Origin of the sequence: Flavobacterium fluviatile, from assembly GCF_010645065.1 — a bacterium.
GTDB classification, from domain to species: domain Bacteria; phylum Bacteroidota; class Bacteroidia; order Flavobacteriales; family Flavobacteriaceae; genus Flavobacterium; species Flavobacterium fluviatile.
Genome location: NZ_JAADZW010000002.1, coordinates 165,309 through 191,760 on the forward strand (window position 1 = coordinate 165,309; position 26,452 = coordinate 191,760).

Genomic DNA, 26,452 nt, shown 5'->3' on the forward strand with positions numbered 1-26,452 from the left:
TCCCAATTTTTTTAAAATCCCAAATTCTAATACTGTAAATAAAAATTATAAGGATTTTCCTGAGTGGAGTCGAAGTCCTATTGGATAAAAAGTCTTCGACTCGGGCCAGGGTGACATTATGGCCGTGATGCTTTTTAATATAAATGTATTATGAAAATGAGTGCCTAGCCCAGATAGGAGCGGTATCCTTTTTCTGGCTTCTTTAGCCGGGAAAAGATACAAGCGGATAGCGGGAAATTGCTTCTAATAAAATAAATTCCAAATCGAAAATACAAGTTTGATTGCCTTTGTCCCTCGCAATGACGCATAAAAAAACCGCCAGTCTTTCGAGAGGCGGTTTTGTTTTATTCTGAAATAACATTTCCTTTACTGTCGTAGAAATGGTATTCTAAGTACGTGTAAGCGTCACGAGGTATGATTTTCACCCATTTCTTATGTTCAAAAAACCATTTCGAACGTAAGGATGGAAAACCTTTACTGAGGTAAGCAGCCACAAACGGATGTACGTTCAGTACAACTTTTTTGTGGGTTTTTAGAAGTCGGTCTAAATCAGAAGAGATTTTATCGATAATTAAGATAGGGGCTTCAATTTCACCATTTACTTTATTAGGATCTTCTTCTCTGGTTTTTATGTTAACTTCGGGTCTTACGCGCTGTCTTGTAATCTGGACCAGACCAAATTTACTCGGCGGTAATATTTTATGTTTTGCTTTATCGTCGCTCATTTCTTCTCGCAAGAAGTCGAACAGGACTTTCCTGTTTTCAGGATTAGACATATCGATAAAATCAACAACTATGATACCGCCCATATCACGCAGACGAAGTTGTCTTGCGATTTCTGCGGCAGCAATCATATTAACTTCCATGGCAGTGTCTTCCTGATTGGTTGACTTATTAGAACGGTTTCCGCTGTTTACGTCTATAACGTGCAGTGCTTCAGTGTGTTCAATGATGAGATAAGCGCCTTTGCTCATCGAAACCGTTCTTCCGAAAGAAGTTTTGATTTGTCTCTCTATATTGTATTTCTCAAAAATCGGAGTATCGTTTGATTGATAAAACTTGACGATTGATTGTTTTGAAGGTGCAATTTCCTGCAGATAATCCTTCGTTTGATGATACAACTCTTCATCATCTATCTGAATACCGCTAAAGGTATCATTGAATACATCCCTCAGTATGGAAGAAGCTCTGTTTAGCTCTCCTAATACTTTGGATGGATGATGAGCAGTTGGTAATTTTTTACACATTGCAGTCCATCTGCCAAGCAGGTTCTGCAAATCTTTTTCTAATTCGGCTGTATTTTTGCCTTCGGCTACTGTTCGAACAATAACACCAAATCCTTTAGGTTTGATCGATAGAACAAGTTTTTTTAGACGGTCCTTTTCTTTTTTGTCCTCTATTTTTTGCGAAATAGAAACACGGTCAGAAAACGGAACCAGAACAATAAATCTTCCTGCCAGTGACAGCTCAGCGCTTATCCTTGGGCCTTTGGTCGATATAGGTTCTTTTACAACTTGGACTAAGACAGATTGATTGGCACTTAAAATATCAGTAATGATGCCATCTTTGTCAATCTCTTTTTCAAACTGAAAGGTTTTTAGGGAGAAATCTTTTAATTTACCTGCGCTTACAAGTTTTATGAATTTCAGTTGGGAAGCTAAGTTTGGACCCAGATCGTGATAATGTAAAAAAGCATCTTTTTCGAAGCCTACATTTACAAAAGCTGCATTGAGTCCTGCAACCGGTTTTCGTATTTTAGCAATAAAAATATCGCCAACCTGAAAGTTGCTTGTCTCTTGTTCTTTATGTAATTCAATTAGTTTTCCATCTTTTAATAAGGCAAAATCTACGGCTTCAGAACTAGATCTAATGATCAATTCTTTATTCACTTTGTAAATTTTTATCCAGACTTTTAGTTTCAGGTTTTTGGTTTCAAATTTTAAGTTTTACAACTCATCACTCGTAACTTATAACTCATAACTGAATTGTAAGGATGGATTAAACAATATTTTTTAACAGGTATTAACCCGGAGAAAATTAGCTGACAGTTTGCAGTTGCAAGTAATCAGTAGACTGAATACTAAATACTGATGACTGAATACTAATTTTCAATTTCAATGAACGTTTAAAAAGAAAAAAGTAGTTTAAAACTACTTTTTCTTTTTGTGACGGTTAGCTCTCGCTCTTTTCTTTCTTTTGTGAGTAGCTACCTTATGTCTCTTTCTTTTTTTACCACTTGGCATATCGTATCGATTTTATGATTAATTAATAGTATTATTTTGCTTCGTTGTTTGTTTTAACTCCCTCTACAAAAACTTTTGCAGGTTTAAAAGCAGGAATATTGTGTGCAGGAATTTTGATTGTGGTATTTTTAGAAATATTTCTTCCTGTCTTTTCAGCTCTTGTTTTTACGATGAAACTTCCAAAACCTCTTAGGTAAACGTTATCACCAGTTTCTAATGAAGTTTTCACTTCTTCCATAAAAGTCTCAACTGTTGCCTGAACGTCTCCTTTTTCAAGACCTAGTTTCTCTGAAATCTTTGCTACGATATCTGCTTTCGTCATTTTCTTTCCTGTTTTTATTTTATAAATGATGTACTATTTTTTTGAGGTTGCAAATATAGGAATTAAAAAAATAATTAATCAAGCTAATTCGTTAAATTTTAATTACATAAACATTTACTTTTGCAATCTAAGTATTTCCTAATGAAATTTCATAACCTGCTGATAAAATGGTATTTACAAAACAAACGTGATTTGCCGTGGCGAAATACTGTGAATCCGTACCACATTTGGCTCTCAGAAATTATGCTTCAGCAAACAAGAGTCGCGCAGGGAATGCCTTATTTTTTTTCTTTTACCGAGGAATTTCCTACTGTTTTTGATTTGGCTAATGCTGATGAAGAAAAAGTTCTAAAACTCTGGCAGGGATTAGGATATTATTCGAGAGCCAGAAATCTGCATAAGACAGCTCAGCATATTGCAAATGATTTAAATGGCGCTTTTCCGGCTTCTTATAACGATTTATTGAAATTAAAAGGTGTTGGCGAATATACTGCTGCTGCAATTGCCTCTTTTTCTTATAATGAAGCCGTTCCGGTTGTCGATGGCAATGTGTTCAGGGTTCTTTCGCGCTATTTTGATATCGAATCAGATATAGCCTTGCCTGCGACTAAAAAAGAGTTTACTGAGCTTGCGTATGAACTGATGCAAAAAAAAAGTCCTGCTATATTCAATCAGGCCATAATGGAATTTGGCGCTTTGCAGTGTGTGCCTAAAAGTCCAAATTGTTCTGTTTGTGTGTTTAATGAGAGCTGCCTGGCTCTGCAAAAAAATAAGGTTGATGTTTTGCCTGTAAAATCAAAAAAACTGAAAATTACAAACCGCTTTTTTAATTATCTGGTATTAGAAGATATTGAGGGAAAAACTTTAATCCAAAAAAGAACTGCAAAAGGAATTTGGCATAATCTCTATGAATTTCCATTAATAGAAACTGAAGAAATTATAGGTTTTGATTTTATTTCAAAAGCTGTTCAGCAGGACATTTTGCAATCTTATTCTATTACTGCCATAGAGGAATGCTCGCACGCCACTGTTATCCATAAACTTTCGCATCAGCATTTGCATATACAGTTCTGGAAAATTAAAATAAATAATATTTTGGTTAAAGGATTGAATTTTAGTGATTTAAAATTATATCCTTTCCCTATTGCTATCTATAATTTTATTGAAAAGGAAGAAATAAGTCGTTAAAAAAAATTACCTTTGATACAAAACACAAATGCTATATCATGAACGGAACATTAAACAAAGTGATGTTGATAGGCCATTTGGGCGACGATGTTAAAATGCATTATTTTGAAGGAGGTAACTGCATCGGCCGCTTTCAGCTGGCAACAAATGAAGTATATATCAATAAAACGACAAATGAAAAAATTACCTCGACAGAATGGCATAATTTAGTTGTGCGCAATAAAGCCGCTGAAATCTGTGAAAAATACTTGTCTAAAGGTGATAAAATTTACGTTGAAGGGCGCATCAAGTCAAGGCAATGGCAGGCTGAAGACGGAACTACAAAATATACAACCGAAATTCAGGTAACCGAATTTACTTTTTTGACAACCAAAAAAGAAGCAGAGCATAAACATCATCAGGCTGCTGAATTGCCAAAAAATACTAACTTTGAAAATCCTAATGAAGGCTTGCCGGTCAACGATTTGCCTTTTTAATTGTTTAACTAATCTTTTTTAATTTGGACCCGGAGCCCAGTTTATTTTTTGTATCGGCAAACTCGAATTTAATTATTGGTTTTGTCGGAATATTTATTTTGCTTTTTTTATCAGCGATTGTTTCTGGTGCGGAAGTTGCCTTTTTTTCCTTGTCTCAAAAAGAAATTGAAGACGTACTGCAGGAAAATAATCCTAAAGGAAAAATAATTTCCAACCTTTTGGACAGACCCAAAAAACTCTTAGCCACATTATTAGTTGCCAATAATTTTTTGAACATTGGGGTTGTTATTTTGTTTTCATTTATAGGAAGGGATATTTTTGCAGCTATTAATTCGGCTGTATTAAAATTTATATTAGAAGTAAGTGTGGTTACTTTTTTAATTTTGCTTTTTGCCGAAGTCCTTCCTAAAGTTTACGCCAGCCGAAACAATATAAAATTTGCAAAACGGGTAGCTTATCCAATTGCTTTTTTAGATAAATTACTTTCACCTGTAAGCTTGCCCATGCGCGCACTTAGTTTATATTTGCATCAAAAATTAGGAAAACAAAAAACTAATTTCTCAGTAGATCAGCTTTCGCAGGCATTAGAGCTTACTGATTCTGAAGGAACATCAAGTGAAGAACAGAAAATTTTAGAAGGAATTGTTTCTTTCGGAAATACAGATACTAAACAGGTAATGAGTCCCAGGATTGATGTTTTTGCACTGGAAATATCAGAAACATTTGAGGAGATTTATCCTAAAATAATTGAAACCGGTTTTTCAAGAATTCCGGTTTATCGGGATAATATTGACCAGATCGAAGGCGTTTTATTTGTTAAGGATTTATTGCCGCATATTGATAATGCCGGATTCGACTGGACCACTTTAATCAGGGAAGCTTTTTTTGTTCCTGAAAATAAAAAGCTGGATGATCTGCTTAAGGATTTTCAGAGCCTGAAAAGCCATTTAGCCATTGTTGTCGATGAGTACGGAGGAACTTCAGGTTTGGTATCTTTAGAAGATGTAATTGAAGAAATAGTAGGAGATATAAGTGATGAGTTCGATGATGAACATTTGAATTTCTCCCAAATTGATGAAAAGAATTTTCTTTTCGAAGGAAAAATCAACCTGAAGGATTTTTACAGGATTATCGACGTTAATGAAGATATTTTTGAGTCTCACAAAGGAGAGGCAGAAACATTAGCTGGTTTTATACTTGAAATACTGGGCAATTTTCCTAAAAAAAATCAAAAAATAGCGTTTGAGAACTGTGTTTTTGTTATAGAAGCGGTTGATAATAAACGTATTAAGCAAATAAAAGTAACAATAGAATAAGATGTTAAAAAAAACAATTTGGATAATAGTAATTTTACTGAGCCTGACTGTTATAAGCTGTAAAGATGATGTTTTGCCAAAACCAGCGGCTTTTTTGCGTCTGGATTATCCAATGGCCAAATATGTAAACTTTGAAAACACATGTCCTTTTTCGTTTCAAATGAATGAAGATGCTGTAATTAAGGGTGAAAAGGAATGTGGATTTGCAATTACATATCCAAAAATGAAAGCGACTATTTATCTGACTTATAAACCTGTAAACAATAATATCGACAAACTGTTGAGAGATGCTCAAAAATTAACTTATGAGCATGTAATCAAAGCTGATGATATATTAGAGCAGCCTTATTTAAATCCAGAGAAAAAAGTTTACGGGATGTTCTATCAGGTGAATGGAAATGCGGCAACAAACTCACAATTTTACGTGACAGACAGTACAAAGCATTTCATTACGGGATCAGTTTATTTTTACAGCAAACCCAATTTTGATTCGGTTATGCCGGCAGCAAGTTATATCAAAAATGATATGCAGCGGCTGATGGAAACTTTGAAGTGGCAGTGAAAATATAATAAAAAAATGGCGCTCAGTATGAACGCCATTTTTGTTTTGACAAAGTCTGAATTTACGATTTCATATTAGAAACCTTATATGTTTTTCCGTCTCCTGTTTCCTGAACTACTTTCGTTAAAGATTCAGGATTTTGAACTGTTTTGTCAAAAGTTACGGTTGCAGTTTTTTTGTCGAAATCAACAGTTGCTTTTTCAACACCGTCAAGATTTGCTAATTCTTCTTCAATAGTCTTTGCACATCCAACAGCGCAGGTCATTCCGTCGATTGTGAAACTTGCCGTCTGTACATTTTCTGCAGCGATTGGTTTGTGTTCTTTCGGAGCTTCTGTTTTTTCGCCTTTTACGACGGCTAAACTTTTGTCTTCTTCTTTTTTACAGCTTACCAGTACCAAACCAGCAATGGCTAACGATGCTATTATTTTTGTAAATTTCATTATATATAATTTTAGTTTGTCAATATGTTTGTTGCAAAATTAATAAAAAAGCAAAGGTCAGTTCCTAAAATTATTACAAATTTGTAGTAAAATACGATTTATGGATGCAAAACAATTAAAGTGGTTTTATTTATTGCTGCTTTCACTAGTTTGGGGAAGTTCTTTTATTCTAATCAAAAGGGGATTAGTGGGGTTAACGGCTATTCAGGTAGGTTCGCTCCGAATCATTTTTGCAGGTTTGTTTTTGCTTGTAGTCGGATTTTCGAGTTTGAAGAAAATTTCGGTACGCCAATGGAAATTTGTTGCCCTGACTTCGTTCTTCGGAACATTCATTCCGGCTTTCTTTTTTGCTATTGCAGAAACTCAGGTGGATAGCTCGATTGTGGCAATTTTGAATTCATTGACACCTTTAAATACATTGGTTTTAGGAATTATATTTTTTGGAATTCAGTTTCAAAAACGTCAGGTTTTAGGTGTTTTTATTGGGCTTATTGGCTGTTTGTTGTTGGTTTTGAATGGCGCTTCGGGTCATTCAGGTCAAAACTATTATTATCTGATTTTAGTCGTAATCGCAACGCTGTGTTATGCTATTAACGTCAATCTGATTAAGAAATATTTGTCTGATTTGAATTCACTGAGTATTACAACAGGGAATTTTGCAGTTTTGTTTTTACCCGCTTTACTTATTTTGAGCACTACAGATTTTACACAAAAAATACATCTGGAAACAACACAACATTCTGTTTTGTTTGTAATGATTTTGGGTGTTTTGGGAACCGGAATTGCAAATGTATTATTCTTTAAACTGATACAAATGTCTTCGCCGGTATTTGCAACTTCAGTAACGTATTTGATTCCGATTGTTGCTTTTTTCTGGGGTTTGCTGGATAACGAGATGCTGACTCCAATTCAGTTTTTTGGTGCATTTGTTATTTTGATTGGGGTTTATTTGTCGGCGAAGAAGTAAATTTTGGTTGTGAAATGGTTTTTGTGAGTTGTGAAATGTTGATGTTGTGTCACCCTGAGCGGAGTCGAAGGGCGTACCAATTGGAACATGGCTTCGACTCCGCTCAGCAAAAGAATATCAATAAAACAGAAAGGCTGTCAATTACGACAGCCTTTCTGTTTTTTAAAAATCTTAGAATCTTAGAATCTCAGCATCTTAGAAACTTAGGGTCTTAAAGAAAATCTTTCTCAGAAACTCCTTCGTTGATTTTGATATCAGACATTTTAATATCTAATTCAAAACCTGCATTTTGGATTAAGTTAAAAGGGACTTTTACACCTTTTACTTCTTTGTAATCATTAAAGTAAGTTGTTTGTGTTGTTGATTGCCCGCTTTGTTCTTTTACTTTGGTTTCGGCTACCTTTAAACCTGATTTTACATCATAAAAGTAAATTGTTTTGCCGTCTTTTATAGAGTATGCTTCATTTCCATTGATAGATTCTATTCCGTCAACTTTCAGGTCGGTTCTCTTGCTTAATTGCAATTCTTCAAAAGGAGCTGCATTGGCTTTCATTTCTTCTAAATCTGCACCTTCCAGGTTTTTGCGCTGTCCCTGCTGCTCCACATAAGCGCCTTTTTCGTTTACAACCTGTTTCATCAAAGCCATACTTCCCATAGACAGAGAAACCATCATTTTTCCTTTCGAATCTAATTTTGAAACGAAAGTTAGCGGAGAAGGAGCTTGCGGAATTGTTGTGGTTCCGTGCATGTATAATGTTTTTACAGAAGAAACACCTTTCTCTCCTCCAATTGCTTTGATGTAATTGTCAAAAATACTTTTTGCCGTAATTCCTGCCGGAGCTTCTTTTTTGGTTACAGGCTTGTCAACAGGATTTCCGTATTTATCAAAATAGGAAATCGGAATCTGGAGTTTTTCTAATCCCGGAAGTACTTCTGATCCTTTACCGACAATTACAATCCTCATATTATCGATTTGAAAATATTTGTTCGATACACGATTAATATCATCAATAGTAACATTATTGATGGTCTGAATGTATTTTTCGTAGAAATCTGCAGGAAGTTTTTCTGTTTCAATGTTTAAAGCATAACGAGCAACAGTCTGAGGCTTTTCAACCTGCATTACAAATCTTCCGATGTAACCTGCTTTTACGTTTTTTAATACGTCTTCAGAAACTTTTTCAGTTCTGATTCGTTTAATTTCCTTTACAAATTGTACAACTGCACTATCGGTAACAGCATTTCGAACAGCAGATGACGCTTTGAATTTGGTTACATATTTCCCGCTTCCAATATTTGAACTCGCCCCGTATGTCCAGGCATGCTGTTCGCGTAAATTCATATTCAGATAACTGTTGAAATCACCTCCTAAAATTTGATTTGCAATTACAGCTGGAAAAAAATCAGGATCACTCATTTTTAAATTTACTGTATTTACCAACGAAATCTCCGACTGTACCGCATTTGCAACATCTACAAAATTGATTTGAAGCTTCGATACGTTTTCCGGATTTGGATAGCTATTTTTTGGTGCAGTCTGTTTTTTCCATCCTCCAAACAGTTTCTCTACGGCTGCTTTTGTTTCTTTAAATTTAATGTCTCCAATTACAACTAAATAAGCGTTTTCAGGTACAAAATAAGTGTTATAGTTTGCCTGAACATCTGACAGAGTAACATTTTTCACCGTTTCTTCTGATAAATATTCGCCTGAGGGATGGTTCTTTCCAAAAGCCAAAACATCAACAACTCGGTTAGAAATGGCCGGAACACTTTTTTCATCAGCTTTGAGACCTTCCAGTAATTTTGCTTTTTCCTTATCAAATTCTGTTTGAGTGAAATTAGGTTGTAAAGCACCTTCAGCCAGTAATTCTAAAATACGTCCTGAATATTTTGAAAGAGCATTTGCGTAAGCACCAGATGATGTGAAATTTATACTGGCTCCGTAAAAGTCAATTTCTTCATTAAACGCTTCTTTTGTTGTTTTTTTGGTTCCGTTTCCAATTAAACTGCTTGTTAATTCATCAACGCCTTTTTTGTTTCCTTCGGTAAAAGGTGCATTGTCCAGTGTAAGATTAAAGCTTACGCGTGGTAATTTATGATTTTCAACTACTAAAACTTTCATGCCGTTTGCCAAAACAAAAGTCTGCGGTTTTTTGATGTTGACTACTGGTGAGTTTCCTGGTTTGGGTTGTGGACGATCTTGTGCTTGCATAATTCCGGTAAGGAATAAAAGGATTAAAACTGTATGTATTTTTTTCATGATTCGGGGCTTAGTTTTGAACTTTTTTTGAAGGAACATAATCTAAAATTAAACGCTGATTAGGGTTTAAATACTTCTTGGCGACTTCCCTGATTTCTTCTCTGGTAATTGAGTGGTAGATATCTATCTCAGTATTAATAAGATTGACGTCTCCGTAAAGTAAATAGTAGGAAGCTAAATTTTCTGCAATTCCTTCGACGCTTGCATTAGCATTGACAAAATTATTGTCGAATTTATTTTGTAATTTTTGATAGTCTTTCTCAGAAATCAAATCGGTTTGGATTTTTACAATTTCTTCATCCATTTCTTTTAAGATGTCAGCTGTAGTGTAAGCTCCCATCGGTAAACCATACAAAATATACATTCCGTAATCTTCCTGACTAAAACCAACAGCTCCAATTTGAAGGGCCATTTTTTTGTCATCTACTATTTTTTTATACAATTTGGAGCTTTTTCCGTCACTCAAATAAGAAGAAATCAAATCTAAAACCCTTGCATCTCTGGTTTTCATTGACGGGGTTCGGTATGAAGCAACTACCATCGGAATCTGAATATTCGGATCTTCATAAGAAGCTTTTATGGTTTGTGTGATCGGTTCTTCTGTGTAAGTTTGTTTTTTCAAAACTTCTCCTTTCGGAATTGGTCCAAAATATTTCTGAATCCATTCTTTGGTTTTGGTTTTGTCAAAATCCCCGGCCACAACCAAAACCGCATTATTCGGTGTGTAGAATTTTTTGTTGAAAGCCTGAAATTCTTCCAGAGTAGCGGCGTCAAGATCTTGCATGGAGCCAATGGTTGTCCATCGGTACGGATGATTCTTGAACATGTGTTTTTTAACCTCAGGCAAAATATTTCCGTAAGGCTGATTGTCGTAACGCATTCTTTTTTCCTCTTTTACAACTTCATTTTGAGTGTCAACGCCAATCTTATTGATAATAGGATGCATCAAACGTTCTGACTCCATCCATAAGCCAAGTTCAAGGCTGTTAGAAGGAAAAACCTCATAATAATAGGTTCTGTCGTCAGAAGTATTGGCATTGTTTACACCGCCATTTGCGGTAACGATTTTCATCCACTCACCGCGTTTTATATTTTGGGTTCCTTCAAATAATAAATGTTCAAAGAAATGTGCAAAACCCGTACGGTCAGGGCGTTCGTCTTTTGATCCTACGTGATACATTACAGAAGTAATAACAACAGGAGCAGAGGGATCGTTGTGCAAAATAACATGCATGCCATTGTCTAAATTGTATTCTTCGAAAGCTACTTTTTGGGCATGAGCTACTCCGCCGAGCATTATTGCAGCACTTAACATCATTATTGAATTTTTCATAAAGATTAATAATTTTATATACCTATTTTTATATATAGTAGGTAGCCAGGGATTTATTTTAGTTACATCAAAAATAAGTTTTTTTAGTTACTATTTAGTAAGGGGTATTTATTTTGGTGTTATTTAACAACATTTTACATCTGAATCCTTTTGGAAATATGTTGGAAAGCCTTGAAAAGCAGACTTTAAAGCCTGAAAAATATTTTTGAAATAAGGGATTGCATAGTAAAATATTAATTGTATATTTGCAACCTTAAAAATCAATAAATCAATTTGGTATGTATGCAATCGTAGAGATAGCAGGGCAACAATTTAAAGTAAGCAAAGACTTAAAGGTTTATGTTCACCGTTTAGCTAATGAAGAAGGTTCAAAAGTTTCTTTTGACAAAGTTCTTTTATTAGACGATAACGGAAGCGTAACTTTAGGCGCCCCAGCTATAGAAGGTGCTTCAGTAGAAGCTAAAGTGTTACAACACTTAAAAGGTGATAAAGTTATCGTTTTCAAAAAGAAAAGAAGAAAAGGATACAAAAAGAGAAATGGTCACAGACAATATCTTACACAAATTGTAATTGAAGGTATTACTGCAGCGGGCGGAACTAAAAAAGCAGCAGCTAAAAAAGCAGTTGTAGCAGAAGAAGCTCCGGCTACTGAAGCTGAAGCAGCTCCAAAAGCAAAAAAGGCAGCAGCTCCAAAAGCAAAAAAAGAAGCTAAAGAAGAATAATAACAATATTTAAACTCATACGTCATGGCTCACAAGAAAGGTGTCGGTAGTTCGAAGAATGGTAGAGAATCAGAATCAAAACGTCTAGGCGTTAAGATTTTTGGTGGACAGGCTGCTATTGCTGGGAACATCATCGTTAGACAAAGAGGTTCAAAACATAATCCAGGTGAAAACGTTTACATCAGTAAAGATCACACTTTACATGCTAAAGTTGATGGAGTTGTTAAGTTCCAAAAGAAAAGAGATAACAAATCTTATGTATCTATCCTTCCATTCGAAGCATAATCATTAGATAAATTATTATAGAAAACCCGTTCTGAAGAGAGCGGGTTTTTTGTTTTTTAATAAAACAGCAAAGTTTGTTTTTTTAAACCATGTAAATAATATAAGTTCATTTAAATAAGATGTGTCCGTTTTTTCTACGTTTGTAATCTATGATAAACAACATGCATGTCGATAAAAGGATTACGCTTTGTGAAAGAAAAAACCTTTGTCTAAGTTTTAAACTTACACACTTTTTTGGGATAGTGTCATTTCCAAAATTGAAATTTGATATTACTACTGAATTTTGATATTGTTATTCCTCAGTATCTTGTGTTTCTTCCAGATCTTCAGTATTTCGCCCTAATTTTACTTTTGGGTTATCCTGTGTTCCGGTAACGGTCAGCGGAATTCCAAATATTCCCAACGGAGGCAGTCCTAAACGCATTTTTAAATTCAGTTTTCCGTCCAGACTTGTTGTTCCTTCAATTCTTGGTCTGAATCCGGCAAATTTAAATTTAAAACGTTCAACAGTCATGATATTGTTTTTGACTGTAGTTTTAATATCTACTTGAGAAACATCAGGGTTTTTCATAGATTCGGAGTTTGTTTTCTTGCTCACGGCATTAAACATTTTTAATCCCCTTACTTTTACATCTTTTACAGAAAGTGTTCCGCCACCTGCTAAAGAAGGATAAACCGGCTCCATATTACCATTTAAACGGCCTTTTAATTTGTAGTCTAAAGAAACAATTCCCTGCGCTTTTTCAGCGGCACTGGCCATTTTTCTAAACACTTCAATTTCATTGTATGCTCTTTTAATATCAAAATCCGAAGCTTTGATGTCATAATCGAAACTGGCTTTTTGTGGTGTACTTGCCTGATAATTACCATCCATGCTTACATTACAGCCAATTAAATTAAATCCTGTATTTCGCATGGTAAGCTTGCCATTTTTCATGCTTAAATTTCCTTTTGCATTTTGAAGGTTAAGCTTGTCAAAATACACTTTTTGAGCATTGGTCATTAACTTTAGATTCAGATTCGCCGGAATTATGATAACTCCGGTCTGGTGTGTTGTACCGGATTTAGTTTCTGATTGTGGAGCAGGATTTTTTGCTGCAGATGTGTTGGCATCTGTAGTTGACATAAACTCATCTACATTAATATATCTGGACGAAACGGCAAAAGAACCTTTTAGAATTCCGGTATTAGTGGCGTAATTAAAAACATTTTGCAGGTAACCATTCATTTTAAAATCAGATTGGCCATATGCCGCCAAAAAGTTATTAAAAGACATTTTGTCCTGATTGATTTTAAATATTCCTTCTTTAATAATGAATTTTTTAGGAAGATATTCTGATGCAATTCCGATATTTCGTAATTCAAGCGTTCCCTTATTGTTAAGTTTGCTGTAATTTCCTTTTGTGGCATCGCTTTGTTTTCCTTTTAAAGACAGGTCGGCTTTTATGAAACCATCCAGATCAAGTCCTTTTTGAGAGAAAACTTTATAGATTTTGTTAACATCAAGTTCGCCTTTCGCCTTTACATCATAATTTAAATCGTCAAAATTGCTCAGGTCAGCTGTTACAAAAACAGGTTTACCTTCAAAAGTAAATTGAGCAGGTTTTAAGACTACTTTTAAATCACCGAAAGTTCCTTTTTGGTTGTCAATTCTGGAGTTAATTGTAATGTTAGTAATCGGATTTGGGTAATATTTAGTTTTGATATATCCGTTATTCAGGTCAATAAAGCCTTTTGTAGTTGGAAAAAGCCTGTTTTTTTGATCAAACTTTCCATTAGTTTTAATGTCTCCCGTTAATGATCCTTTTAAAGTAATATCCGGAAGTCCCAGGGCTTTACTTAATTTACCAAGATCAATTTTGGCTTTAAGATCCCCTTTTATATCAGGACTGTTTTTTCCTTTCAAGTAGAATTTTGATTTTAGATAATCCTTATTAATGGTTAAAGATAAATTTCTGGCATCAACAATTAAAAAATCCGGATTAAGAGACGGAACTTTTGTTGTGATTTCCAAATTCAAATTAGAAACCGGAAATGCACTTTTGTCATAATTTACAAATCCGTTATCTATTTTTACATCTAAATTCAAATCCGGGGCGATGTTTTGAGAAGCAATGTAATTTCCTTTTAGAGTAAAAAGCAAATTGGTATTTCCTTTCAATTCGGTTTTAGAAAGCCATGTGATGTACTTTGGGGGAAAAGCCGTAAACACATCATGTAGGTCGCTATTGTTAGATTTTATAATAAAATCCATTTTATACCCATCTTTCAAAATATCAAATTTCCCTTTGAAGTCAACCAATAGCTGATTGATTTTTAAGTTATTTTGCTGAAAATAAAAAGACAAAGAGTTTACATTAACTTTTGTGATTAGATCAGCATCTATTTTTTTGTTCATTAAATACGGTTCATCTTCATAAACTATATTTAATTTTTCAATTTTAGCTTTTGAATATAAATCGAAAACGGCTTTGTTTAAATCCCCTTTTCCTAAGTAGTTAAAACCCAAAGCATCAAAATGGATATTAGTTGACTGGTCGTTGTAAATGATTTTACTGTTTAAAATTTCAATTCTCTCCAGTTTTAAAGCAGTATCTGTGGTGTCTTTTGATTTTTGCTTTTGTGACGAAGATTTGTAAATATTATAGTTAGCCTCTCCTTTTGGATTGACTTTGACATTAATAAATGAATCAGACAAATAAATCTGATCGATTTTTACAGTTTCGCTAAATACTAGGCTTGCAACATTAATTCCAAAAGATACCTCTTTGGCTGTAATAAATTTTTCATTTGTGTAGGGAGCGGAACCATTCAGGTGTAAATCATTTAAAGTCAGCGTCAGTGAAGGGAAATGATGAAAAAATGATAAGGAAACATCTGAGTAATTCAATTCTGCACTTAATTTTTCATTTGCGGTTTTTTTAATCTGTTCCTTGATTTTGTCTGCAAATACAACAGGTGTCAAAAAAAGTAGCCCCAAAACAACGACCAACGTTATTCCGGAATATTTGGCAATTTTTAATAAGATAGATTTAGATTTGTTTTTTGACATAAATAATATTGAGTAGTTGTTTGAGCATAATGATTAAAACGATGATTATCCGTGAACAGTTTCGTTTTTTCCGTAATTGGTAATAATAGAACCTTCGTATTCAATCCATTCTTTCCATCGTTTGTCAACATCTACATTGTCAGCATATTTTCTGGCAAATCCCAAAAATGTAGTGTAATGTCCTGCCTCCGAAATCATCAGATCACGGTAAAATTTGGCTAATTCCTCATCTTTTATATTTTCAGAAAGCACTTTAAAACGCTCGCAGCTTCTGGCTTCGATCATTGCAGAGAATAATAAGCGATCGCAAAGGGCATCTTTACGGCTGCCATCTTTTTTCATAAATTTAAAAAGCTCATTTACATAATGGTCTTTTCTTTCACGTCCTAAAGTCAGTCCTCTTTTTTTGATTACATTGTGAACCATTTGCAGATGTTCCAGTTCCTCTCGGGCTATTATGAGCATTTCGGTTACTAATTCTTCTAATTCAGAATTGTAAGTAACCAGACTAATTGCATTTGAAGCAGCTTTTTGCTCGCACCAGGCATGATCCGTTAAAATTTCTTCAATATTTGATTCGACTATGTTTACCCAGCGAGGGTCTGTGGCTAATTTTAATCCTAACATGACAGCGTAATTTAGATGATGCAAAATTAGTCTTTTTTTAAAACCAAAAGTTGGTAAAAATGGTGCAAAAACGTTCAAAAAACCATTATTTTGTAAAATGAAACCAATTAAAATGGAACAGCTGAAAAAACTTTTAATCATTGGCTTTGTATGGCCTGAACCAAATTCGTCTGCGGCTGGCGGAAGAATGATGCAGTTGATTTCGAATTTTCGTGAAAACGGATTCGCAATTACATTTGCCAGCGCTGCACAGGATAGTGATTTTATGGTTGATTTGTCTGAATCTGGTGTTGAAAAAAAGCCGATTGAACTGAATAATTCCAGTTTTGATGATTTTGTTTTGAAATTGAATCCGGATGTGGTTTTGTTTGATCGTTTTATGATTGAAGAACAATTTGGCTGGCGTGTTGCGGAAAACTGCCCAAAAGCTCTTAGATTATTAGATACTGAAGATTTGCATTGTTTAAGGACAGCTAGGCAAAAAGCCTTCAAAGAAAATAGAATCTTCGAACTGCACGATTTGTTATCTGAAGAAGTGGCAAAACGCGAAATTGCGAGTATTCTGAGATGCGATTTATCGTATATTATTTCTCAATTTGAAATGAAGGTTTTGAAGGAGGTTTTTAAAATTGATTCTGATTTAGTGCAATATCTGCCTTTTTTAGTTGAAGAAATGTCAGAGAAAGATTTGTTGAAATTGCCTTCTTTTGAAGATCGCAAGAATTTTGTTTTCATCGGAAATTTTCTTCATGAACCTAATTGGAATACAATTCAATATGTAAAAGAAGCGATTTGGCCTTGTATCAAAAAAGATTTTCCGGAAGCTGTTTTGGAAGTTTACGGAGCATACCCTTCTCAAAAAGTATTGCAATTGCATCAGCCTAAAAATGGATTTTTTATCATGGGGAGAGCAGAAGATGCTAATGAAGTAGTGAAAAAATCGAGAGTTGTTCTGGCACCAATCCGTTTTGGAGCAGGTTTAAAAGGGAAATTATTGGAGGCGATGCAATGCGGAACGCCAAGCGTAACGTCAACCATTGGCTCAGAAGGGATGCATGCAAATTTACCGTGGAATGGTTTCATTGAAGATAATCCGCAAGAGTTTGCTAAAAAAGCAATTTCGCTTTATCAGGATGAAAATCTTTGGATGCAATCTCAAAAAAACGGAATTGCTATTGTGAATGAATGTTATTTAAAAGATAAATATTCAGAAAAATTGATTAATAGAGTTAATGCATTATTGAATGATGCTGAATCCCATCGTCTTCATAATTTTATGGGAAGCCTGCTGCAGCATCATACCTTAAAAAGCACTAAATATATGGCAAAATGGATTGAGGCTAAAAATAAAAATTAAGCCTGCATTTTTCCAAATCCAACTCTCTCCCGATAAATCTGTGGAGAAACATCAGCATTGGTTTTAAAGAAACGACTGAAATAATGCTCATTATCATACCTAACTCATAGGCAATTTCTTTGGCTGTTTTATTGGTCATATAATTCTCTCTTAGCTTCAATAATAATTCTTTCACGCTATATATATGATGGACAATTTTCCCTGTCTTTATTTTCAGGAGCTGATCCAGTTTTCCGCTACAAGTCCTCACTCAAAAACCTGATTTTTCTAAACCATAAAACGGGCTTCCGCTGGTCGCTGTTTTCTGGCAAGAAAATCAGGTTTTTGAGCTCCGGGCTTTCCACTTCAATCTGGGCTAGGGCACACGTTTTCATAAGAGTGTTTTTGTTCAGTTTGTCATCCTGACGGAGAAAGGATCTCCGCAAGCAGCTCTGCAAAGATTGTCGATTTTGATTACGGAGTTTCTTGCGGAGATTCCTCGTTCCTCGGAATGACAAATATTGCGCATAAAAAAGAGGTTGCTTTTTAGACAACCTCTTTTGGATTATTTTATGAAATTTATTTCAGAATCCTTTCAACAGCCTGAATAGTTGTAGCATAATAACCTGATTTAGCCTTTTTAAAAATTTGTTTTGTTTAAATGTTAGAAGTAAAGTTAAAAGTAGAGGCTTTTTAAAATGGTGGGAAGTAGTTCTGAGGATAAAAATTAAACAAAAATCCCGTCCCGAAAAACTTCGGGGCGGGATTTTAAATATAAAATTGACAAAGAATTACGCCAGCATGGTAACCGGGCTTTCAATGTATTGTTTTAATGTTTGTAAGAACTGAGCTCCGGTAGCACCATCAATTGTTCTGTGGTCACAAGCCAATGATAGCATCATGGTGTTCCCAACTACAATCTGACCGTTTTTAACTACTGGTTTCTCAACAATTGCACCTACAGAAAGGATTGCAGAGTTTGGTTGATTAATGATTGAATTAAATTCAGTAATACCAAACATTCCCAGATTAGAAACGGTAAAAGTACTTCCTTCCATTTCCTGAGGTCCCAATTTTTTGTTTTTTGCTCTTCCGGCAAGATCTCTAACTGAACCACCAATTTGAGACAAACTCATAGCGTCTGTAAATTTCAACACAGGAACTACTAATCCGTCTTCAACAGCTACGGCAACACCAATATTTACGTGGTGGTTGATGATGATAGCGTCTTCTTTCCAGGTAGAGTTAATTTTTGGGTGTTTTTTCAATGCTAACGCACAAGCTTTGATTACCATATCGTTGAAAGACACTTTTGTATCCGGAACGCTGTTGATAGCAGCTCTTGCCTGCATAGCTTCGTCCATACTAACCTCGATTACTAAGTTGTAGTGAGGAGCAGTGAATAATGACTCAGATAAACGTTTTGCAATGATTTTACGCATTTGAGAGTTTTTGATCTCTTCTGTGTAAACTTCTCCGGCAGGAACAAATACTTTTGGAGCGGCAGGAGCAGACGCTTCTTGTTTTGCAGCTGGTGAAGAGGCAGCAGTTTGCGCTTGAGCAGATGGAGTGAAGTTTTCGATATCGCTTTTTACGATACGTCCGTTTTCTCCGGAACCTTTAACCTGAGATAATTGGATTCCTTTGTCAGAAGCAATTTTCTTGGCTAATGGTGAAGCTAAAACTCTTCCGTTTGAATTGTCAGTTACAGCTTCCGGTGCTTTTTCAGCAGCAGGAGCAGCTTTTGTTTCTTCAGCAGCAGGAGCACTTGCAGCAGGTGCAGCGCCTCCGGCAGTATAATTTTCAGCAATTCCGGAAATATCAGTTCCTGCAGGTCCGATGATAGCTAATAAGCTGTCAACAGGCGCAGTACTTCCTTCCTGAATTCCGATGTATAATAATGTTCCGGCATTGAAAGACTCAAATTCCATAGTAGCTTTGTCTGTTTCAATTTCTGCCAAAATATCACCTTCAGATACTGAGTCACCCACTTTTTTCAACCAGGTTGCAACTGTACCTTCAGTCATGGTGTCGCTCAAACGTGGCATAGTTACCACTAAAACACCTTTTGGTAATTCAGTTGCAGCTTTTGCAGGAGCAGCAGTTTCGGTTTTTGCTTCGGCAGCAGGAGCATCCGCTTTTGGAGCTTCGGCAGCAGGAGCGTCACCACCAGCTAAAAGAGCAGAAATATCTTCTCCTTCTTTACCAATGATTGCTAATAATGAATCAACCGGAGCAGTTTCTCCGGCCTGAATTCCAATATGTAAAAGAGTTCCTTCATTGAAAGATTCGAACTCCATTGTTGCTTTATCTGTTTCAATTTCAGCAAGGATATCTCCTTCGCTAATTTTGTCGCCTACTTTTTTTAACCAAGTCGCTACCGTTCCTTCCGTCATAGTATCGCTTAAACGAGGCATTGTTACTTTAATAGCCATGATATGTTATAGTTTATGAGGTGTAAATGGATAGTCTTCTTGTGCGTATACTACATCGTATAATTGTTGCAAGTCCGGATATGGAGATTCTTCAGCGAATTTCACACATTCGTCAACCAGATCTTTAACTCTTTGGTCGATTACATCAATTTCTTCCTGAGTAGCATATTTTTGATCCATAATTACATCAAGCACCTGGGTAATCGGATCGATTTTTTTGTATTCTTCAACCTCGTCTTTAGAACGGTATAATTGTGCATCAGACATTGAGTGTCCTCTGTAACGGTACGTTTTCATTTCAAGGAAAGTTGGTCCGTCTCCTCGACGTGCTCTTTCGATAGCTTCGTGCATTGCTTCGGCAACTTTTACCGGATTCATTCCGTCAACTGGTCCGCAAGGCATTTCGTAACCTAAACCTAATTTCCAGATGTCAGTGTGGTTAGCAGTTCTTTCTACAGAAGTTCCCATTGCGTAACCATTGTTTTCAACGATAAACACAACTGGTAATTTCCACAACATAGCCATGTTGAAGGCTTCGTGTAAAGAACCTTGTCTGGCAGCACCATCACCAAAATAAGTCATAGTTACTCCACCTGTTTCAAAATATTTATCAGCGAAAGCCAAACCAGCTCCTACCGGTATTTGTCCGCCTACGATTCCGTGACCTCCGTAAAAGCGGTGTTCTTTTGAGAAAATATGCATAGAACCTCCCATACCTTTAGAAGTTCCTGTTGCTTTCCCTAAAAGTTCAGCCATAACACGTCTTGGGTCAACTCCCATACCAATTGGCTGAACGTGATTTCTGTATGCAGTAATCATTTTGTCTTTAGTCAGGTCCATAGCATGTAAAGCTCCTGCTAATACTGCTTCCTGACCATTGTAGAGGTGAAGAAATCCTCTGACTTTTTGTTGGATGTATAATGCTGCAAGTTTGTCTTCAAACTTTCTCCAAAGCAGCATGTCTTCATACCACTTTAAGTAAACCTCTTTTGTAACTTCTTTCATCTGAATTCTTTCTTTTGCTAAAGTTGTTTTTTTGTGTTATCAATTATCACCTATAACGCAAAAATAGTTTCCTCCCACAAATTTGCGCCCGAAGGGTCGGGATGCAAAAATAAGACATTACATTTAAGAACTAAAATTTAAAAGCTGTTTTTTGGCTTTTTTTACAAGAACTTTTTATCAAACATCAAAGGGAGCAGGTTTTTGAGGGATGCAGATTGATAAATTGCACCAATTTCTCCCATAAAATAGATTTCTATAGGGGTGTCTTGCTTTATTTCGTATTCTGCAATTGATTGCCGGCATGCCCCGCAGGGTGGAATGGGTACTTGTGTTTGGTTGGTGTCAGAAGCGGCAGTAATTGCCATTTTTAAAATTTTAGCTTCCGGATAAATGCTTCCTGCCTGGAAAATACCCACGCGTTCTGCGCATAATCCTGAAGGGTAAGCTGCATTTTCCTGATTTGATCCTAAAATAATTTTTCCGTTATCCAGTAATAATGCTGCACCAACTTTAAATTGAGAATAAGGTGCATACGCTTTTTTACGGATCTCAACAGCCTGGCTCATTAAATTCTGAATTTCATTTGGCAATTCTTCTAAGGTATCGAAAATCGAAAATGATGATGTTATGGTTATTTTTTTCATTGTTTTTAAGGGAAAAAAAATCCAAATTCCTTTTATAGAAATTTGGATTTGATATTGCTTTTTATTTCTGATCAGATTAATACTCTTCGTATTTCTCTCCAAAATTAAATGTTAATGAGAAGCGAAGTGTATTTTCTAACGGATTTTTAACTTTTGAAGCGGAGAATAAGTACGAAACATCCACTTTTACAATGTTGTATTTGAATCCTGCTCCTAATGAGAAAAATTGTACGGCACCTTTTTCAGGACTTTGGTGGTAATATCCTGCACGCATCGAAAAGGAATCCTGATAGGTATATTCTCCTGATAAACTATAGGTAATTTCTTTTAATTCTTCACTAAAACCATCCGGTGCATCACCAAAAGATTTAAAAATGCCCGGTACCCAGCCGATAGAATTATATTCGTTATTAGCTTCCTGAACGCCATCGCTTTCTCCTGCATCTTCAGTATCTCCATCATTATTTAAATCAATAGGTACAGGAATTTGGGGAGTAGGGACAAGTAGTTTGGTGAATTCCAGACCAACTGCTACCTTGTTATAATCATCTAATATAAAATCAAAACCTCCACCTATTCTTAAATTAGCAGGAAGGAAATTTGAGCCATTATCAGAATCACTTAAATCATAATTAATTTTTGGTCCAAGATTCTGAAAGTTAAAACCGGCTCTCCATCTACCGTTAAAATCTCTATAGGCAACTTCTTCAGACTGGTAAAATCCGGCAACATCAAACGCAAAAGATCTTGCCGCAGATAAACTTTGCCCTTCAGTTGTGATTCCTAAATTTGAACTAATGAACCTTGCCCCTACCGCCATAGAGAACATTTCACTTAATTTCAATGAATAGGATCCGTCAATAGCATATTCTGAAGGCTTGACAGTATTGATATTTGTTCCGTCAGTTGTTAAATCGATATCTCCAATACTAAAATAACGGACACTTCCGGCAAAAGCACTTCGTTCGTTAATTTTATTGTAATAGGTTACCTGACTTAGTGAAATGTCATTAACTAAATCAGTTAAATAAGGAGTGTAGCTGACAGAAAATCCTTGCTTGTCAATTGAAAATGCATATTTCGCAGGATTCCATTGTTGGGAGAATACATCTGCAGATGTTGCAACTCCCTGATCGCCAAGACCGGCAGCTCTTGCATCAGCTGCAACTTGTAAAAATGGAACTCCTGTGGTAATTGGTCTGTCTTGTGCTTTAGCAAACGATATAATAATAAAATAAAATAATAATAAAGGGGATATTTTTTTCATTATATTAAGTAAGGTGTTAGTTATGTTGTTAGTTGTGCAAATATATTATAGAATAACAAGTTTTTCATACTTTTCTGCTTTTTTGTTTGTTAAATTAGATTTAACAGTGAGTTTGTAAATGTAAACACCTTTTCCAATTCTGTCTCCGAAATCATCCTTGCCATCCCATGAAATATCCCTTGATAAAAAACCTTCTGTAGTAACAATCTGGTTTTTTGTCCAGACTACCTTTCCTGTTATTGTCATAACCTGCACCTGAACATCTAAAGGTTCGTAAGGTTTGTTATGAGAAAACCAAAACTGTGTATAGGTAGAAAACGGATTTGGATAGTTAAGAACGTGAGTCAATGTGAGAGAATCGTCACCAACTACCATAAATTGTATTTCACTTGTTACCGGATTGTTGTAAACATCCCAGGCAGTAAAACTTATAGTATGCATTCCTGCGCTTAAATTACGTAATGGGAAACGTAAATTACCATTTGTATAATCATCTAATTTTGTTTGATAATAATCGTTTAAAATATAAGGATTGCTTACATCTCCATCTAAGACAGCGATTATATCATGACCAATTCCACTTGCTGTGTTAATTCCGTTTTCGTCTTCCAGAAGCGCTAAAAGGAAAGGAGAATCATTTGTAATTCCTCCTGATACAAACGTTTCATCGTTCATATATAACTGTACTTTTGGACTAATATTGTCCTGAGGCGCATTTTCATTAATTCCGCCAATTTTTATGATGTCGTTAAATCCTGATTGATTTTCTAAAATTTCATTCTTTTTAGAATAAAAGCTGATTCTCCCGTTGTTTACAGGAATTCGGATATCTCTTGGAACTACAAAACTAAATTCAAACTGACCATTTGTTACTGAAGCATTTCCTCTAAAAATAGTTTCGCCTAGTGTTTTAAATTGCATTGGAGGACTATTACCGTCATTGTTTAATGTAGTAGTGGTGATTGATTTGTCAAAAATAGCAGTAGATAGTTCTCCATTATAATTACTCAGCACATTGTTATTTTCATCGGTAACTTCTCCTGATATTTTGATTTTTGCCAAAGATTTAAAATCTTCTATTGTTCCTGAGACAGGTATGTCATTTACTTTTGTTAAGTTAATTCTGGGTTTAGGAATTGCGAGCATTATCGCCGGGTCGCCTAAATAAAAAATAACATTACTGGACGAGCTTGGATTTTCATTTTTTGAAATTCGGAGTGCTTCCGCAATAGTTGTGTATTGATAAGATCCGAAAGACAGCAGGTTTTTAGTTAAGATATCATTAAAGTTTTCGGCATTATATTGTCCGATGGAACGAATAGTACTCAGCATTGCTATAGCTCCTCCTTTTGGATTCCAAAAAGTATATTCTCCGGCGGTTGGATGTGTTGGGTCGTCAAAACGGGAAAATTCGCAGGTTATGGTTATAAATAATGGGTATCTGTATTGATTATTTAAGTTTTGTCCATCTGATTTTTCCCAAAGCCTCTCGCCTGACAGGCCGTCTTCACCTCCATGACCTAAGTAGTTAAAGACTAAGGCGCCTTTTTCAAAAGCCTCAAAAAGGTCTGTTCTTGCTTTTGGATATCTTGCACCTCCTGCTGATGCTTCTTGTGTGTAAGAGTCCATAAGAACTTTTTCAACATTTAAGAATGGTTTTTCAGCAGCAATTTTATCGGCTAAAGTATTTTGACGAGATTGTAGAGTGGCATCTGAAGCTTTATCAGAATCATCGCTAATTAAAACAACATTGTTTCGCCAGTTCCCGTAAGATTTGATGTTATGGTATTCTAAAACTTTATTGACCATTTCTTCTGCTTGTGCATTGTCAGAAACTAACATTCTGCCTGTTGCAATGTCAATTCCTCCAAAAAAAGATATTACATTTCCTTCATTGTCATCCATTAATCCGTAGAAATCATCAGATGAGTAACAAGATTCTCCAATAGTGTTGCTGTTTAAAGAATGGTAGATAGGTACAATATTTGTGTTGTTGGAAATTCGGTTTTTGTAGTCGAATGAGGCGTCGCCAAAGAGATTCAGGTATTTTATTCTTTTTTCCGGAGAAGAAGCATTTTTATATACATATTTTACACAGTTTCTGATTGCTGCAATATCCTGTTTTCCTGAAGAAAACTCCTGATAGATATTTTCAAGAGCAACAACTTTTACACTTAAATTGGAATAAGTCTTGTGAAAGTTAGCCAGTTTTTCTGCCTGTGAGAGTAAAATCTTCGGAGTAATGATCAGGTAATCGATGTCCTGAAAGTTATTTTGAGCATTTTTAAAAAGTGTTCCTTTTAAGTTTTGATTAGCAATTTTGGATTGATTGTCTTTTAAAGGCGTGTAATAATCTGCCGGGTCAATGGCTACATATTTTCGAATTTCACCTAAAGTGGACTTGAAGCTTAAATTATCCAAATTACTATTATCAATTTTTGATACATTATATAGATCTGTAATATCCCATATTTGCGAAATCCCGGAAGCATTAGAGATAGTGTAATTGACTATTCCGGTAGTTGAACCGGCAAGGTCATACTGGAAATGAAATTGTTTTCCTGTGCCTTTTAACTTTCTTTTTGCTGTTAAATTAATGTAATCCAGATATCCTTTTGAACCTGGTACTCCATTATTATTATAGGTAAGTTTTATTTTTAGGTTTTCTGTGCCTGTGAAGCTGGTGTTGCCGGGTAAGTTTCCTGTGTAAAATTTTGCGTCGGAACTAGTGCTGATTTGGCTAAAAAAAATATTTCCGATAAGCTGTCCGTTAGAAGAAACACCAAAAGAAGTGTTGGTGAATGCTGCTGAAGCTGCAACAACTTCTATTTTTATCGGAACCGCAACTTCTAAGTTAGGGAAATTAAAGTCGAATTCCTGCTCCTGATTAATCTCAAAAGATTCTCCAAACCATTGACGACCCGTATGTGCAATATTGATTAGGTCAGTTTCATGAAATTGATGGTCGTCAAAAGTTGTTAGTTCTAATGTGCTGTTTCCTGTAGGTTGGTTTAAGTTAGAAATCCTTTTCCCGTCGATCCCCTGAGCGGTAATGTAATAATATGATTTTGTAGCATACAAGTTAATATTGGTTTTGCTTTCAGTATTCCAGTTGTTAATTCCTTCTGCGTAGAACAGGATGTAGTCTTCATTATTGAAACTGCCGTCATTTTCGCCAATAACCTGAATTGCATTTTCAGTTAAATCTTCCGGATAGTAAGTGCTATTGGCTAAGGGAAGCATTCTTCCGCCATTACCGTAAATTTTAATTTTTCTGGGATCGCTTTTAGTGACATCAAAGCCCAGACTTTGTAAAAAAGACTTTGAGATTTTATAAACACCGGATTTTTCCACATAAAAACGATACCAGTCTCCAGAAGATAAAACCGAATTTGAAATACTATTTGATTTTGAAGTCGAAGCAGAGCTGTTGTTTCTTGAACGGGTGTTGTTTATTGAATAAGAAAAAGATTTGATTTTTTTGAAGCTGCTTCCTTCAGATACGATTGGCGATAAAGAGACAAAACCTTGTTTTTGATCTCTTGAAACAGCTATCTGAAGTGTTTCATTTGGTTGTTTAGGTATGTTTGTTAAGGATAAATCTCCCAAATCTTCTGCTGAAACAGTTTCGTAAATAATATTGGTAATTTGTACTTCAGAGCCGGTAAAATTACCCGGATAATTAGCCTTAAATAACAGGGTTATGGTTTTTTTAGCAGTGTCAAATCGAAAATTATCACCTGTAAAGTATGGAATACGCAGTTTTAATTCGCCAAAATTCATTTCTTTTTTGTTTTGCCAGTTTATTGTGAAGTGCCCATTTTCCTGGGAATACAAAAGAAAAGGTGTTAAAAAAAAATATAAAAGTATGGCTTGTTTCATAGTTAAAGAAAACGAAATTAATTTCAAAATATTTTAGTAAGTAAAAATATAGTATTTAATGTAATAGTAATAATAAAAAGTATATTTT

Annotated in this window: 20 protein-coding genes; 8 read left to right on the forward strand and 12 right to left on the reverse strand. The window is 35.3% G+C overall.

Annotated elements, in window-relative coordinates:
- Positions 1–344 precede the first annotated feature (344 nt).
- The gene (locus tag GXM17_RS03980) at positions 345–1,889 is read right to left on the reverse strand and encodes an Rne/Rng family ribonuclease (RefSeq protein ID WP_163398001.1); all 1,545 of its coding nucleotides are present in this window, start codon (positions 1,887–1,889) and stop codon (positions 345–347) included.
- 385 nt (positions 1,890–2,274) lie between these two features.
- The gene (locus tag GXM17_RS03985) at positions 2,275–2,583 is read right to left on the reverse strand and encodes an HU family DNA-binding protein (RefSeq protein ID WP_269237889.1); all 309 of its coding nucleotides are present in this window, start codon (positions 2,581–2,583) and stop codon (positions 2,275–2,277) included.
- Positions 2,584–2,706: 123 nt separating this feature from the next.
- Here GXM17_RS03985 and mutY point away from each other — a divergent pair, with 123 nt between their 5' ends.
- From mutY to gldD, 4 genes are read left to right on the forward strand one after another with little or no spacing between them, the layout of a single operon-like run.
- Positions 2,707–3,753, forward strand: a complete 1,047-nt coding sequence (gene mutY / locus GXM17_RS03990) for an A/G-specific adenine glycosylase (protein WP_163398002.1) — start codon at positions 2,707–2,709, stop codon at positions 3,751–3,753.
- 38 nt (positions 3,754–3,791) lie between these two features.
- The gene (locus GXM17_RS03995) at positions 3,792–4,229 is read left to right on the forward strand and encodes a single-stranded DNA-binding protein (RefSeq protein ID WP_163398003.1); all 438 of its coding nucleotides are present in this window, start codon (positions 3,792–3,794) and stop codon (positions 4,227–4,229) included.
- A 23-nt stretch (positions 4,230–4,252) separates the two neighbouring features.
- Positions 4,253–5,545, forward strand: coding sequence for a gliding motility-associated protein GldE (locus tag GXM17_RS04000; RefSeq protein WP_163398004.1), 1,293 nt, complete (start codon positions 4,253–4,255; stop codon positions 5,543–5,545).
- 1 nt (position 5,546) lies between these two features.
- Entirely contained in the window at positions 5,547–6,107 is a 561-nt protein-coding gene (gldD, locus tag GXM17_RS04005; protein WP_163398005.1) for a gliding motility lipoprotein GldD, read from the forward strand.
- A gap of 61 nt (positions 6,108–6,168) precedes the next feature.
- Here gldD and GXM17_RS04010 read toward each other — a convergent pair whose 3' ends face one another.
- Positions 6,169–6,549 carry a heavy-metal-associated domain-containing protein gene (locus GXM17_RS04010; protein ID WP_163398006.1) on the reverse strand — a complete coding sequence of 127 codons (381 nt, stop codon included), beginning with the start codon at positions 6,547–6,549 and terminating at the stop codon, positions 6,169–6,171.
- Positions 6,550–6,649: 100 nt separating this feature from the next.
- Here GXM17_RS04010 and GXM17_RS04015 point away from each other — a divergent pair, with 100 nt between their 5' ends.
- Positions 6,650–7,516 carry a DMT family transporter gene (locus GXM17_RS04015; RefSeq protein WP_163398007.1) on the forward strand — a complete coding sequence of 289 codons (867 nt, stop codon included), beginning with the start codon at positions 6,650–6,652 and terminating at the stop codon, positions 7,514–7,516.
- A gap of 211 nt (positions 7,517–7,727) precedes the next feature.
- Here GXM17_RS04015 and GXM17_RS04020 read toward each other — a convergent pair whose 3' ends face one another.
- Together GXM17_RS04020 and GXM17_RS04025 are read right to left on the reverse strand one after the other, a co-directional pair.
- A complete protein-coding gene (locus tag GXM17_RS04020; RefSeq protein ID WP_208796412.1) occupies positions 7,728–9,776 on the reverse strand; it encodes an insulinase family protein in 2,049 nt (682 codons plus the stop codon).
- A gap of 10 nt (positions 9,777–9,786) precedes the next feature.
- The gene (locus GXM17_RS04025) at positions 9,787–11,109 is read right to left on the reverse strand and encodes a M16 family metallopeptidase (protein WP_163398008.1); all 1,323 of its coding nucleotides are present in this window, start codon (positions 11,107–11,109) and stop codon (positions 9,787–9,789) included.
- 278 nt (positions 11,110–11,387) lie between these two features.
- On the opposite strand from GXM17_RS04025, the gene rplU reads away from it, so the two are divergent.
- The gene (gene rplU / locus GXM17_RS04030) at positions 11,388–11,831 is read left to right on the forward strand and encodes a 50S ribosomal protein L21 (protein ID WP_025539466.1); all 444 of its coding nucleotides are present in this window, start codon (positions 11,388–11,390) and stop codon (positions 11,829–11,831) included.
- A 24-nt stretch (positions 11,832–11,855) separates the two neighbouring features.
- The gene (gene rpmA, locus GXM17_RS04035) at positions 11,856–12,116 is read left to right on the forward strand and encodes a 50S ribosomal protein L27 (RefSeq protein ID WP_025539465.1); all 261 of its coding nucleotides are present in this window, start codon (positions 11,856–11,858) and stop codon (positions 12,114–12,116) included.
- Between the two features lie 292 nt (positions 12,117–12,408).
- On the opposite strand, the gene GXM17_RS04040 is transcribed toward rpmA, so the two are convergent.
- A complete protein-coding gene (locus tag GXM17_RS04040) occupies positions 12,409–15,168 on the reverse strand; it encodes an AsmA-like C-terminal region-containing protein (protein WP_163398009.1) in 2,760 nt (919 codons plus the stop codon).
- Between the two features lie 45 nt (positions 15,169–15,213).
- Positions 15,214–15,795 carry a MiaE family protein gene (locus tag GXM17_RS04045; protein ID WP_163398010.1) on the reverse strand — a complete coding sequence of 194 codons (582 nt, stop codon included), beginning with the start codon at positions 15,793–15,795 and terminating at the stop codon, positions 15,214–15,216.
- 112 nt (positions 15,796–15,907) lie between these two features.
- Between GXM17_RS04045 and GXM17_RS04050 the strand changes: the two genes are divergently transcribed.
- Positions 15,908–17,152, forward strand: a complete 1,245-nt coding sequence (locus tag GXM17_RS04050; protein ID WP_163398332.1) for a glycosyltransferase family 4 protein — start codon at positions 15,908–15,910, stop codon at positions 17,150–17,152.
- Positions 17,153–17,922: 770 nt separating this feature from the next.
- On the opposite strand, the gene GXM17_RS04055 is transcribed toward GXM17_RS04050, so the two are convergent.
- The 5 genes from GXM17_RS04055 to porU form a co-directional block, all read right to left on the reverse strand.
- The gene (locus GXM17_RS04055; RefSeq protein WP_163398011.1) at positions 17,923–19,566 is read right to left on the reverse strand and encodes a pyruvate dehydrogenase complex dihydrolipoamide acetyltransferase; all 1,644 of its coding nucleotides are present in this window, start codon (positions 19,564–19,566) and stop codon (positions 17,923–17,925) included.
- Between the two features lie 6 nt (positions 19,567–19,572).
- Positions 19,573–20,571 (reverse strand): pyruvate dehydrogenase (acetyl-transferring) E1 component subunit alpha, encoded by a 999-nt coding sequence (gene pdhA / locus GXM17_RS04060; RefSeq protein ID WP_163398012.1) that lies wholly within the window; start codon positions 20,569–20,571, stop codon positions 19,573–19,575.
- 161 nt (positions 20,572–20,732) lie between these two features.
- Positions 20,733–21,215, reverse strand: a complete 483-nt coding sequence (gene cdd, locus GXM17_RS04065) for a cytidine deaminase (protein ID WP_163398013.1) — start codon at positions 21,213–21,215, stop codon at positions 20,733–20,735.
- A 76-nt stretch (positions 21,216–21,291) separates the two neighbouring features.
- Positions 21,292–22,482, reverse strand: a complete 1,191-nt coding sequence (gene porV, locus GXM17_RS04070; protein ID WP_163398014.1) for a type IX secretion system outer membrane channel protein PorV — start codon at positions 22,480–22,482, stop codon at positions 21,292–21,294.
- Between the two features lie 45 nt (positions 22,483–22,527).
- Entirely contained in the window at positions 22,528–26,364 is a 3,837-nt protein-coding gene (gene porU, locus GXM17_RS04075) for a type IX secretion system sortase PorU (RefSeq protein WP_163398015.1), read from the reverse strand.
- Between the last annotated feature and the right edge of the window lie 88 nt (positions 26,365–26,452).